Below are 13,909 nucleotides of genomic sequence, written 5' to 3'. Positions count from 1 at the left end.
TCTTTTCTTGTGGAGTGTCCTGGTGAATGTTGCTATACTGGCTTTCGAAATCAGCAAAAACATCAAGGGCAGGAACAAGGTAAAAATGAAAAACATCGGTCTCATCCTTAAAGGCTTTATTTTCCCGGTTTTATCTATTTTTTTTGCAGTCTCGATTACCGGCTGTGGAGGGGCTCCCGAAGTGAGTTTTAGCTCCGCCGTAAAGGGAGGTGCTGCAAGTGAGGCGCTGCAGCTGGGGTTGAAAGAGTCGTCCCTGAACCGGGAGGGGGGAATCGTCTATTACGATGCCGACGTCAAAGGAGACGAGTTTTTTTCTCCTGTTGAGACCGCTGATTCCCTGACGGTAACGGCTTATGGCCCTGAAGGGGAGCTTCCGGTGGAGATGAAGAGACCGGATATCTATGTGGCTTTCAACCAGCCCATGGTCCCCCTTTCGAAGCTGGGAGATCCCCTGAAGACGCATCCCCATCTGAGCATCGAGCCTCCTGTGGACGGTTTCTTTCGCTGGTACGGTTCACGCCTGCTCAGCTTTGAGCCCTCTCAGCCTTTTGAGGGGCAGCGGGAATATCGGGTGAGCCTGAAGCGGGGAATTGCCAGCCTGGGGGGTAAAAAGCTCGATGAAGCCCTGGAGTTTACCTTTCATACGGAACATCTCGATTTCTCCCAGGTTTACGCCGGAAAACCGGAAAGCTTCGGTCTGGTTGATCAGGATGACGTTCCCCCGGAAACCGCCCGGCACATTACCTGTGAGTTCACCTGGCCGGTGAATCCGGAGTATACAGCCTCCTTTCTGTCGGTCCGGAGCGGGAATACTGAGTACTCCTTCAGGGCCGAAAGGCCCGGGGAGGAGAGCTTTGATGGACCGGCGCAGCGACTGGAACGGACCCTGGTCCTGACCCTGGACAGGATCCTGCCTGAGGACAGTGATGTCCAGGTTGTACTGAAATCCGGCGCGGCTTCCGACGAGGGATACCTTGGAAGGACGGAGGATTCGATGCGCAGCTTCCGGACCCTGAAACCCTTCGTCTTCAGACGCATGCGCAGTTATTCCTATACCTTTCCCGGGAGCGACAAGGGGGATGCGAATCCCCTCTTCCTCGAGTTCAGCCATCCCCTGGGGGAGACGGAGCCGGAGGAGATAGCCCCTTTTATTTCCACCAGCCTGGAGGTCGATGATATCGCCGATCATATCGAGATCTGGGACAATACCATCAAGCTCAACAATCTGCCGGTGGAGTATGAGTCGGTCTACAGGGTGGATATTGCCCCGGGGCTCAGGGATGTCCACGGCAGGAGCCTGGCTGCGGGTGAAAGCCTGGATGTGGAGGTAGGACCCGCAACCAGGTACTACTATTTTCCCGACACCGGAAGCCGCATGCTGGAAGCACAGTTTGACCCGAAGATCATCTATGAGTATCAGAATGTTTTTGACGGGCTCTGGCACATATCGTCCATCGATGATCCCTACTCATCCTTTGATGCGAAGGCCCTGGAACCCTACGATTTTTCCAGCCTCCCCCGGAATACCAAGCACTTTGAGGTTCTCGATCTTTCTCCTTACCTGAATCCTCAGGGCTTCGGCACTGTGGGTATCTCCTGGAATTTCGGTGAGGAGAAAAAGGGCAAGCGAAATTCCTGGGAACAGCGCAACCTTCAGCTTCAGGTCACCGATATCGGAATAACGACGCGGATCGCCCACAACAGGGCCCTGGTCTGGGCGGCCTCCCTGTCGACGGGAGAGCCGATAGCCGGGGCCCGGGTGGAGCTCCTCAGAAACCGGACAGCTCTGGCTGAAACCCTGACCGACCAGTCAGGGCTGGGGGAAATTTCCTTTTCCGAGGGTGAGTACTCAAGGTTTTTTCTGGTGGATGGGAGAGACAGGCTGCGTATCCGTGTAAGCAATGGTGCGGACAGGGCGGAGTTTATCCCCAACGGGTCCCATAACCAGTATCACTTCGGCGTCTACTCTTTTACCCGTCCCGGCAGTATCGAGGAAGAGCGCATGGAGGCTTTTATCTTTACCGACCGGGGACTCTACCGGAAGGGCGAGACGGTAACCTTCCGGGGAATCGACCGCAGCTGGAGCGCCGGAAGCTACAGCCCCTACCAGGGACCCTATACCCTGGAGGTGAGCGAGCAGCGCTACAGGGCCGAGGCCTTCCATCGTGCGGAGGGCACAAGCAGTGCTTCCGGCGGCTTTTACGGCAGTTTTACCCTGCCCGAGGAGCTCGAGCCGGGACAGTACCGCATCATCTACCGGCGGGAGGGGCATACCGAGGAGATCCCCTTTACCGTGGCGGAGTTCCGCAGGGCGGCCTTCGAGGTAAAGCTTCAATCCCCCGAGAGGCTGCTTTATTCCGGGGATACCGTCAACATGACAGGGACGGCCCGTTTCCTCTCCGGAGGCTCCCTTGCCGGAGGTCTCTACCACAGCCTATGGATGCGGGAACCCTGGTCCTATGTCCCCCCGGGAACATCCTGGCGGGATTATCGCTTCGCTCCCCGGCGCTGGGGCGGACTTCAGGTCGTGGAGGAGGACCGGGGCGCCCTGGACGGAACGGGGACGGTTCTGCTCTCCCGGGAGAGCGGGGGAGATCATATTCCGGGGCTCCCCTACCGTTATCAGGCAGAGCTTGCCGTCCGGGACCAGTCAAGGCAGGAACTGGCCGCCCGGGCTTCGGTGCTGGTACATCCGGCGGCCTTCTACATCGGGTCCAGGTTTCTTGACGGACACGAGGGCGGCTGGTCCACCTTTGTAAAAGCCGGGGAGAAGGTCTCCGTGGAGGCTGTATTTGTGCGACCCGACGGTGCAGCATACAGCGGTCCACGTAAGGAAATCCGGGGAGAACTGATCAGGAGGCGCTGGCAGGTAAGCCGCCAGCGGGGGGTCTACGACAGGTTGAACAATCGCTATGAACTGGTGGAAGAACCCGTTTCCGCCTTTGATCTGGAAGCCGGGAAAGAAAGACTTGAGTTCCAGATTACCCCGCCCGAGGCGGGAGAGTATCTACTGCGCATCTCCGCCGCCGACGGAGAAGGAAGACGGGCCCTCTCGGAGATAGACTTCTACGCCACGGGTTCCAGCTATGTTCAGTGGAACCAGCCGGATCCCGGGGATATCGAACTTGTTCCCGACAGGGAGCAGTATTCCCCCGGGGATACGGCGCGGATTCTGGTCAAATCACCTTTGCCCTCGGGAACCTATCTGCTGACCGTGGAGCGGGAAAGTATCGTTGAGGAACGTTTTGTGGAACTCTCCGGATCCGCGGCCACCATCGATGTTCCGGTAAGGGGTGAGCATATTCCGGTGGTTTACGTGGCCCTGAGTTCCCATACCCGCCGCGGCGAGGCTCCCAAAAGCTACTTTGATCCGGACCTGGGCAAGCCCCGGGGGCTTTTCGGTATCGCCCGTCTCCGGGTCAGTCCCGAGAGCCTTGCACTGGACGTCTCCGTGAGCCAGGATAAAAAGCTCTACCGTCCGGGAGACGAGGGACGGGCACGAATTCGGGTAAGCTCCGGCGGTGTCCCGGTGGAAGCTGCGGAGGTCACCCTTCTGGCGGTTGACCGGGGAGTCGTGGACCTCGTCGATTATCATGTTCCGGATCCCATGAGCTTTTTTTATGCCGAACACAAGTTTCCCCTGGGTGTACTGGGAGCGGACAGCCGTTCCCTGCTTATCAATCCGGTAACCTACGAGGTCAGGGACCTTCAGGGCGGCGACGGTGACGATGAGGGCAAGCTGGAGCGGAGGAAGGACTTTTCTCCCCTGGCTGTCTTTGAACCAGTGCTTGTTACCGGGCCTGACGGGTATGCCGAAGCGGTCTTTACCCTGCCGGATACCCTGACCACCTACCGGGTCACCGCGGTGGCGGTAAAGGGAAACCGCTTCGGTCTTAAGGAAGAGGAGCTGGCGGTTCGGAACCCCATCACCATGCGGGCAGCTCTTCCGAGGAAGCTCAGGATGCGGGATACTGCAGAAGCGGGAGTCGTTCTGACCAATCTGTCCGCCGAGGTCCAGGAGATTGACCTGGCCTGTACTTCCCCGGAGCCGGAGATCCGTGTCCACGGGGAGTCCCGAAAAAGCCTGAGCCTTGGACCCGGCGAGAGCCGGGAGGTGACCTTTACGCTGCTTGCAGAGGAGAGCGGAGAGGCAAAGCTCGAGTTTACTCTGCGCTCCGGGGTTTTGTCGGAGATCCTGGAGTCGACCCTGACGGTGGATAAACCCCTGGTAAGGGAATCCTTTACCATAGCCGGGACCCTGGACGAGTCCGATACGGCGCAGGAGGCCCTGCTTGTTCCTTCATCCATCGCACCGGGGTACGGAAGCATCAGTCTTCGCCTCAGTCCCAATCCCCTGGGGCCTTTGAAGGATCTGGTGGAACGCCTTCTGGAAACCGACTATGAGATTCTTGAGGGTGAAATGTTCCGGGTGCTCCCCCATCTGGTTCTGAAGGATAAGCTGGAGTTCTTCAATACGGTCCATGATTCCCGGGAGGTGGAGAAATTCTTCACCATGCTCAAGGGCTATCAGAACCGGGACGGCGGTTTCGGATACCGGCCCGGCAGTGAGTACTCGTCGGCCTGGCTGAGCGTCCGCCTTGCCCACTACCTGGCGCTGGCACGGGTGGGAGACTTCGATGTACAGGAACCGGATACAGACCGGCTCATGGCCTACCTCAAGGGACTGTACGGCAACGGGACGCTTTCCGATTTCACCAGGCTCTACTCCCTTTATGTACGCAGCCTGCTGAGGGACCGGCCGGAGGAGGAGCTGAAGGATGCCCTGTCCCGGGGGGATGCCCTGGGAATCTCGGGATATGCTTTACTGGCCCTCAGTTTCAACGAGATCGGCAGGCCCGATAAAGGCGGGGAGATCCTCGAAAGGGTCCGGAAATTTCTGAAACTCGGTACCCGCTCTCTGGACATCACCGAAACCTATGAGAAGCGTTTCTACTTTGATTCGGAGCTGACTGCACTCTCTCTGCTGCAGATGGCTCTCCATTCCCTTGATGATCCGGCATCTCTGCTGACCCGGGTTCAAAACACCCTGATTCAGCGTCAGCGCTACGGTCGCTGGGGGACCCTGAACGACAACACCTGGGTCCTGATAAGTTTTGCAGAGAGTTTCCGGGATTTCATCGAATCCTCCGGCGAGCTGAACGCGGAGGTCAGTCTGCAGGGGCAGACGATCCTCTCAGCTTCGTCGGAGAATCCCGACCCCGTATCTGCTGAACTTCCCCTCTTTGAGGAACCTGCGGCTTCCCTGCCCAGGGATACAGTGCTGCCCCTGAGCTTCAACCGCAGTGGAAGCTCCCCGGTGTTTTACTCCGGTACCATCAGCTATGGATTGCCCGCCGAGGCCGCTCTGCCGAGGGACGAGGGATTTTCCGTATATACCTCCATGGAGAGCCTGGACGGGAAGAAGGTTACGACCCTTGCTGCCGGAGAGACCTATCGGGTACGGGTGACAGTCTCCTCCGCCAGGGACCGCTCCATGGCCCTGCTCCGTGTGCCCGTCCCCTCGGGCTGCGAGATTGTCGATGCGAACCTGATCAGTACCCGCAGCTATGCGGAAGAGGGGGGAGCCGACGGCGGCAGCTTTCAGCGGGAGACGGTCTACGGTGAGGAGATTACGGTCCTTGACGAGGGGTATTACTATCCCGACCTCATGATTTTCCGCTCCCTGGCGCCGGAACGGAAGATTCTCGACAATGAGGCCCGCTGCTACTTTCGGCACTTCTACGCCGGACAGCAGAAGCTCGATTTTCTGGTACGTGCCACAGGGAAGGGTATATTTCCGACTCCTCCGGCGGAGATCCGGGGAATCTACGAGGAGGAGGTATTCGGCAGGGGAGCCGGAAGGCTGGTAATCATTGAGTAAACGCTCCCTCTCCGGTCTGCTGTTTCTGCCCTGGGTCTGCATTCTTGCGGCAGCTCTGCTTGCAGGCCTCTCCCTGCTTCTTCCCTTCCCTGAACTCCGGGAGCTCCGCTCAGGCCCCTGGAGCCTGAGAGTGGAGGACCGGAGGGGCGGGCTCCTGCAGGTGCTGCCGGTCAATGATGAGGGGCTGCGGAGGGAATACCTGCCCCTGGATGCTTTGCCCCAGTATCTGCTTGCCATATTCATCGCGGGAGAGGACGACAGGTTTTTCCTGCATCCCGGGGTGGACCCGGCGGCGGCAGTCCGGGCGGCGGTCTCGAATCTACGTGCAGGAGGTGTTGTCTCCGGAGCTTCCACCATTACCATGCAGCTAGCCGGAAGAGCGGCTCCCGAAGGACCGGGGCTGGGGGGGAAACTTCGTGAAGCCTGGAATGCCCTGCGTATAGAGGCTCGATTGTCGAAAGGGGAAATCCTCGAGCTGTGGCTCAATACCCTGCCCATGGGGTCCAATGTTGAAGGCGTCGCCTCCGCCGCCAGGGAGTATTTTTCCCGGAATATTCAGAGCCTCAGCCCGGAAGAATCGGCTTTGCTGGCCCTCATCCCCCGGAATCCCCGGCGTTACGATCCCCGGCAGGGCGGCAGCATCGAGGCTGCCGTGAATCTGCTGCACCGGGCTGGAATTGTAACGGACCGGAAGAAGCTGAGAGCAGTTACCGAAAGAGGTGCAGCTATCGGGAAAACAGAGCCCTGGCCCTTTCGGGCGCCCCATTTTGTGCGCTATGTCGACGGCCTTCCTGGAATAAACAGCAAAGAAGCGTTTGTCAGCAGTCTTGACCCGGAGGTGCAGGAAATCCTTCAGGGAGAGATCTCCGCCAGGGTCGATTCCGCCGGAGAGAACCGGATAAGCAACGGCGCCGGACTCGCAATCTCCGTGGAGACCGGGGAGGTCCTGGCCTGGGTCGGTTCGGCTGATTTTTTCGACACCGAAAGCCAGGGGCAGATCGACGGAGTCCGGATCAGGCGTCAGCCGGGTTCGACCATCAAGCCCTTCCTCTACGCCCTTGCCCTGGAGAAGGGGATGACTCCCGCCACGCTCCTGCCGGATATCCCTTCAGCCTTCGGCAGCGAGGCCGTGTATCTTCCGGAGAACTTTTCCAATACCTTTCACGGTCCCGTGCGGCTGCGGGTAGCCCTGGCTTCGAGTCTGAATATACCCGCCGTCCATACTGTGGTGCGGACCGGCGTTGCGGATTTTGCAGACTGGCTCCTTGCCCTGGGTTTTGACTCCCTTGAGGACCAGAGGGATTCCCTGGGGGCAGGTATTGCCCTGGGAAACGCGGAGATCAGCCTGCTGGAACTGCTTAGCGCTTTCTCGGTTTTTCAGCGCGACGGGCTGTTTCTCTCCTCGTCGGTGGAACGGGAGCTCCCGGGATCTTCCCCACGAAGGGTGATGTCCCGGGAGACCGCCTTTCTGATCCGGGATATCCTCTCCTCCGAGTCGGGACGGATCACCGGCTTTGGTTCCGGCAGTATCCTGAATACTTCCTATCCCGCAATGTTTAAAACAGGGACGTCCAACCAGTTCAACAATATCTGGGCCCTGGGGGCCACGGAAAAGGTGGCCCTGGGGATCTGGATGGGGAATTTCTCCGGGGAGACGGTTATCGGTCGTCCCGGCAGCTCCATCCCCGCAGCAGCTGCGGTGGCTGTTCTGACGGCTCTGCAGGAAAATCCGGTCTACCGGGTAACGGAAGAACCCGGCTCTCCTCCCGCGGGGATTGTCCTGGTGAGGATCTGTCCCTTGACGGGAGAACGGGCCGGGCCTCACTGTCCCGGGAGCCTGGAGGAGTACTTCCGGACCGGCACCGAGCCGGATACCTGCGGCGCTCACCGGGAGGACGGAATCTACATGCCTTCGTTGTACCGGTCCTGGGGAGATGAACGGGGACTTCCCTGGAAGTACAGAATGGACCAGGCCCTGCGAATCCTTTCTCCCGCGGATGGGGCGGTATTTTATCTCGATCCCACTCTTCCGGGGAAAAGCCAGGTGCTGAGTATCGAGGCTGAGGGTCAGGGGGAGCTGCTTCTCAGTATAAACGGCAGCCTGCAGGCCAGGGGCAGAGACTTCGTTTCCCTTCGCTTCCCCTTGAGTCCGGGGACCCACCGGATAGGTTTGGAGGGGGCAGACAGACGGATTGAATCGAGTTTTACCGTCCGCTGAACGCAGCCGTCCGTCAGTCCAGGTAGACCGCGGATACCGGGATTCCCCCGTTGGTAAAGCTCAGTTTCCGGGTAAATCCGTCATGGGGAAGCTTTGCTTCCAGGGCGCGGGGCAGGATAATAACTCCGGAACATCCCGTCTCCTGTATCCTGGCGAAAATCCTTCTAAAAAGCAGAACCCCGCCTTCCGCCAGGCGCTCGCCGTAGGGCGGATTGCAGATAATCAGGGTTCCGTTTGAAAATATCCTGTCCAAAGAAGCGCCGAGGGCGTCAGCGTAATCGAATCCGATTTCCAGTCCCGCCGCGGCACAGTTCTGCCGGGCAATCTCCAGCATTTCCCGTGAGGAGTCCGAGCCGCCGACCCTGCACGCCGGCGGCTGACCGGAGGGCTGCGCAGCCTTTTTTCTGAGGTGCCCGAAGGCGGCCGCACGAAAGTGGGGCTGCTGCATGAAGAGGAACTCCCGTCCTGCCCCGGGACCGATTCCCAGGCGCAGCATCTCCGCCTCGATGGGGATGGTTCCGGAGCCGCAGAAGGGATCATGGATCCTTTCCGGCCAGGCTGCTTCCGGGTGCCTCTTCCGCCGGATCTCCAGGGCCCACAGGATAATTCCCGCCGCCAGGGTCTCCCGTAAGGGGGCGGCTCCCTGCCGCAGCCGGTATCCCCGTTTGTGCAGATGTTCTCCGCTCAGGTCGACCCGCAGCTCCACGCGGTTGTTCTCCACAATTACCCGGAGGCGCTGACCGGGACTCTCGTCTCCGGCACCTTTCTCCTTCGGTGAATTCCCTCCCGCTTCACTGAAGCGGCGCTGTATTGCCGCCGTCAGGGTTTCGGCGGTCTCCCCTTCGTGTTCCAGCCGGCTGTGGCGTACCCGGGCGGAGATATCCAGGGGTATCCGGGGGTTGAGAAGGAGTTCCCAGGGGAGGGCCGTCGCCCTGCGGAAGAGCTCTTCCCTGGCACCTGCCTTGAAACTCTCAAGGCAGAGCCAGATCCTGGAGGCGCTGCGCAGCATCAGATGAGCCCGGTAGGCATCCTCGATTCTGCCGGTAAAATAGATCCCCTGCTCCGTCTCCTCGGATAGTGCAAGGCCTTCCTCCCGTATCTCTTTGGCACAGACGGCTCTTAGCTGAGGTACCTGGGTCACCAGAAAGCGGTGTTCCTTTGCCCAGATGTGTCGTTTTATACGTTTATCCAGCGCCATGAATACAGTGAACACCGCTTTCGACCAGCCTGTCATCCCCCCTGGGATGATTTGCAGAAAAATTAGAAGGTAAAATTTGACAGCTCTGCAAACGTTTGCTAAGCTGGGAGAAGGAGTATGGCAAACGTTTGCAATACGATAACAGACTAATACCGGATGGATTATGGAACCTGCGGGGATGGTTTTCGACATACAGCGATTTTCTCTACATGATGGTCCCGGAATACGGACCCTGGTTTTCCTGAAGGGCTGTCCTCTTTCCTGCCTGTGGTGCTGTAATCCTGAATCCCAGGCAGTCTATCCGCAGATCGGCTATGACCGGCAGAAGTGCATTTCCTGTAACATCTGCATGGAGGCCTGCCCCTTTGATGCTGTTTCTGTTGATGAACAGGGGCAACGACGCTTCGCGGTAAAAGTATGTGCCGAATGTCCGGATCAGCCCTGCGCCGATGCATGCCCCACCGGTGCCATCGAACGCTTCGGCAGGAAGATGCGGGTTGTGGAAGTTGTCGACCGGGTGAGAAGGGACGAACTCTTCTACAGAAAATCCGGCGGCGGCGTTACGCTTTCCGGAGGAGAGCCCCTGTCGCAACCGGAGTTCAGCAGCGCGATCCTGAGGGAGTGCAAAAAACTGGGGTATTCAACGGCCGTGGAAACCTGCGGATACGGCCGTGGTGAAGACCTGGACAGGCTGGCCGAGGTAAGCGATCTGTTTCTCTTCGATATCAAGCATCTGGACGGCGAAAAGCATGCACGGTTTACCGGAGTGGATACAGGCCTGATTCTGGAGAACTTCGCGCACCTCAGCGACAGGCACTCAAAGATTATCATACGGGTCCCCCTTATTCCGGGATTCAACAACGACAGGCATACCCTGGAGGGGATCTCTGATTTTGCCCGCCAAAATCACATTTCCGATATTCATCTGCTTCCCTATCACCGTCTTGGGAGGTCCAAGTATGACCGGCTTTCCATGCCGTATGCGATCGAGGATGTTCCCCGGCTCACTGACGGAGAGATAGAAGAGGCCAGGAGAATCGTGGAAGAAAAGGGAGTCAGGGTAATCCTGAGAGGTTAGGAGGAGCCGTATGGGAATCAGTAAGCGTGGTCAGTCTCTGAAGGATCAGGTAGTCAGCTGCACACCTTCCATCTCCGCCGAACGGGCGGAGATTGTAACCCGTTCCTATAAGAAATATGGACATGAGGACCCCCTGATTCTGCGTGCCAGGGCTCTGGAGGATATCCTTGACAATAAAACCCTCTATATTCTTGAAAACGATCTCCTGGCCGGGAACCAGGCGCCCCGGCCCCGCTGTGCCGAGGTTTTTCCGGAATTCTCAACCCGCTGGATCCTGAAAGAGCTTGATGATTTTGAAAAGCGGGATTCGGATATTTTCACCATCGATGAAAGCGTCAAAGGGAGTCTGCGGAATATTCTTCCCTGGTGGGAGGGCAGGTGTGTTCAGGACAGGGTGTTGCAGTTGCTGCCGCAGGAAATCGAATCCGCCAACCGGGAGCTGGTCTTTATTCTGACCTCCCTGTCCAGCGGCGTCGGACATATCGCCGTCGATTACGAACGCTGCATCCGTTACGGTCTGCGCAGGATCATCGATGATTCTTCCCGCCTCGAAGCTGCCCTGATCACGGACTCACAGGAAGCAATCGAAAAGAGGAATTTCTACCGGGCGCTACGGATCGTCTGTGAGGCCCTTATCCGCTTTGCCCGGCGATGCAGCAGCTATGCACAGAAGCTTGCGGCAGAAGAGACGGATCCTGAGCGCCGGAAGGAGCTCTCGGGAATAGCTGAGATTTGTTCCAGGATTCCGGATGAGCCCGCCAGAACCTTTCATGAAGCCCTGCAGTCCTTCTGGTTTGTTCATCTCGTTCTGCAGATCGAATCGAACGGACACAGTATTTCTCCCGGAAGGTTTGACCAGTATATGTATCCCTGGTATCGGAGGGACCTTGACGCCGGTCTTCTTACCCGGGATCGTGCGCGGGAGCTGCTGGAGAACCTCTGGATAAAGATGAACGAGCTTATCAAGCTGCGGGATCTGACGGGCTCAAAGGCCTTCGGCGGTTACCCCCTCTTTCAGAACCTCATCGTTGGCGGGGTAGACGAATACGGCAGGGATGCCTCCAACGAGCTCTCCTACCTGTGCATGGAGGTTACCCGGGATTTGAAGCTTCCCCAGCCCTCCTTTTCCGTTCGCTGGCATGCCGGGACACCCCGTCGTTTTATGACGGAGGCGGCATCGGTGGTAAAGGGCGGTTTCGGGATGCCCGCCTTCTTTAACGACGAAGTAATCATACCCATGATGCTCGATATGGGATACAGCTTCGATGAAGCGCGGAATTATGCCGAGGTGGGCTGTGTCGAGCCCCAGACCGCGGGAACCACAGAGGGGTATTATCCCTCGGGGTTCATGAACCTGAGCAAGGTTCTGGAATTGACCCTTAACAATGGTACGAATCCCTTGACCGGAAACCGCATAGGGGTTCAGACCGGGAAGGATTTCGACAACTTCGCGGATTTCCACGAAGCTTACTTGACCCAGCTGGGATATTTTTGCGATCTCATGGCGGATGCCATAAACTGCATAGATTCCGTGCAGGGCAGGTATGTTCCCACGCCCTTCTGTTCCTGTTTTGTAGATGATTGCCTGGAATCCGGTACGGATGTTCGCAGAGGCGGTGCCCGGTATAACTTTTCCTCTCCCAATGTAGTAGCCCTGGCGAACGTTGCCGACGCGCTTATGGTACTGAAAGAGGCGGTCTTTAAAGAGAAAAAAGTATCCTACGGCAGCCTGCGTACAATTCTTCGGGATAATTATGATGGAAACGAAGTCCTGCGTCAGCGTTTTCTGAAAAACTATCCGAAATACGGAAACGACAATGACGAAGTGGATTCCTTCGCTCGGGATATAACACTATTCCTTGATAAGCGCTTTCGTAGACGGAAAAATGTCCGGGGGGGCTGCTTCTTTGTGGGACTCCAGAGCATCTCCGCCCACGCCCTGTTTGTGAACTCCCTGGGTGCTACCCCCGACGGCAGAAAGATGGAGACCCTTCTGGCCGACGGCGGCTGCTCACCAGCCCAGGGCAGGGACAGGCTGGGCCCCACGGCGATAGCCTGTTCCGTGGCGAAGATCGATCACTTCAAAGTCCCCAACGGAACCCTTTTGAACATAAAGCTCAATCCTTCACTTTTGGAGACAGCCGAAGGTATTCAGCATCTCATAACGCTTATCGAAAGCTATTTCACCATGAAGGGTCAGCATGTTCAGTTCAATGTGGTCAGTGCGGACGTACTGCGGGCGGCGCAGAAGTCTCCGGAGGAGTATGGCGATCTGGTGGTGCGGGTCGCCGGATTCAGCGTCTATTTTGTCTCCATAGACCGGATCCTGCAGGAGGATATTATCCAGCGCACGGAACAGTCTTCCTTCGGTTAACGAGTACACAGGCTTGGGTATAATGCCTGCGCGTTGCGGAGGCAGGAAAATATTTTTGGAGGTTTGTATGAAACGGATTGCAGTGTTGCTTCTTCTGGTATGTCTGGCGGCAGGTTCCGCCTTTGCCGGAGGACAGGGAGAGAGCGCTTCGGATGCGGGGAAAGGCAGCGAAGTTATCAAGATGACCATGGCTTCCAGCCAGCCCCCGGAGGGCGGTTATATGGGAGATATGGCATTCAAGTTTAAGGAGTATCTCAAAGAGGAATCCAACGGACGGATCGAACTTACCGTGCATCATTCCGGGGCTCTGAGTTCCAACGAACGGGAACTCCTCGAGATGGCTCAGGCGGGAAGCGTGGATTTTTCCATGGGTGCCACCACCTATGTTCTGGGCTGGGCCCCCTCGTTCAAGATTTTCGATCTGCCCTACCTCTTTGACAGTGTGGATCATTTTGACCGGGTAGTTTTCGGCGAGGTAGGGGATGTTCTGGAGGCCGAGTGCGCCGACGACGGGGTCATACTGCTGGGACAGATAATCCCTGGCTTCCGGAGTATATTCACCGCCAAGAAGGAGGTCCGCTCCTATAGCGATCTCCAAGGTCTCAAGATCCGCAGTATGGAGAGTCCGGTATACATCGAGATGTTCAAGCGTCTTGGAATGCTGCCCACGCCCATGCCCTCATCGGAACTCTATACCGCCCTCCAGACAGGCGTGGTGGATGCCGGTGAAAATGATCCTGCCAGCGTAGTCAGCTGGGGATGGATCGACGTCATCAAGTACTACATGCTGGACAAGCACACCTTGAGCTCCAATGTGCTGGTAATGAACAAGGCGAAGTTCGATTCCTTTGATCCGGAGTTGCAGGACGCCATATTAAGGGCGTCGGAGCGCGCGATTCGCTATCAGTTCGAATACATCCAGGGCGCCTGGGAAGACTCGATGCAGAAAATCCGCGATAAAGGGATTACGGTTGTCGAGTTGAGTGAATCGGAACTTGACAAGTTCCGGGCGAGCGTCGCCCCCATCGTCGACAAGTACGAGAAGGAGATCGGCAAGAACCTGGTGCAGATGGTTAAAGACGCCAGGTAAGTTTAAAAAAATGTGAATAATGCTGTCTTCCGGCGACTGCTCGCCGGAGGCAGCTCTAATCTAGTGAATT

The 13,909-nt window shown here is 57.6% G+C and carries 6 protein-coding genes; 5 read left to right on the top strand and 1 reads right to left on the bottom strand.

The window, feature by feature from the left end; all coding sequences use genetic code 11:
- Positions 1–22 precede the first annotated feature (22 nt).
- Together B4O97_RS04515 and B4O97_RS04510 are read left to right on the top strand one after the other, a co-directional pair.
- Complete coding sequence (locus tag B4O97_RS04515; protein ID WP_083048737.1) at positions 23–5,881, top strand: alpha-2-macroglobulin family protein; 5,859 nt, start codon at positions 23–25, stop codon at positions 5,879–5,881.
- On the top strand, positions 5,874–8,099 hold the full coding sequence (locus B4O97_RS04510; protein WP_083048735.1) for a transglycosylase domain-containing protein: 2,226 nt from the start codon (positions 5,874–5,876) through the stop codon (positions 8,097–8,099). The genes B4O97_RS04515 and B4O97_RS04510 overlap by 8 nt, the downstream gene beginning before the upstream one ends.
- 13 nt (positions 8,100–8,112) lie before the next feature.
- Here the strand turns inward: B4O97_RS04510 and B4O97_RS04505 are convergent, their stop codons facing one another.
- Complete coding sequence (locus B4O97_RS04505) at positions 8,113–9,297, bottom strand: THUMP domain-containing class I SAM-dependent RNA methyltransferase (RefSeq protein ID WP_158084153.1); 1,185 nt, start codon at positions 9,295–9,297, stop codon at positions 8,113–8,115.
- A gap of 163 nt (positions 9,298–9,460) precedes the next feature.
- On the opposite strand from B4O97_RS04505, the gene B4O97_RS04500 reads away from it, so the two are divergent.
- The 3 genes from B4O97_RS04500 (at position 9,461) to B4O97_RS04490 (ending at position 13,839) form a co-directional block, all read left to right on the top strand.
- Positions 9,461–10,375, top strand: coding sequence for a glycyl-radical enzyme activating protein (locus B4O97_RS04500; RefSeq protein WP_083048944.1), 915 nt, complete (start codon positions 9,461–9,463; stop codon positions 10,373–10,375).
- 10 nt (positions 10,376–10,385) lie between these two features.
- Positions 10,386–12,749: a glycyl radical protein gene (locus B4O97_RS04495; protein WP_083048732.1), complete on the top strand. Its 2,364-nt coding sequence runs from the start codon at positions 10,386–10,388 to the stop codon at positions 12,747–12,749.
- Positions 12,750–12,816: 67 nt separating this feature from the next.
- Positions 12,817–13,839 (top strand): TRAP transporter substrate-binding protein, encoded by a 1,023-nt coding sequence (locus B4O97_RS04490; protein ID WP_158084152.1) that lies wholly within the window; start codon positions 12,817–12,819, stop codon positions 13,837–13,839.
- Positions 13,840–13,909 lie beyond the last annotated feature (70 nt).

This window comes from Marispirochaeta aestuarii (assembly GCF_002087085.1).
Taxonomy (GTDB): Bacteria; Spirochaetota; Spirochaetia; order JC444; family Marispirochaetaceae; genus Marispirochaeta; species Marispirochaeta aestuarii.
Note: the sequence above shows the minus strand (reverse complement) of the source record. Positions and strands in the feature narration are given on the sequence as shown.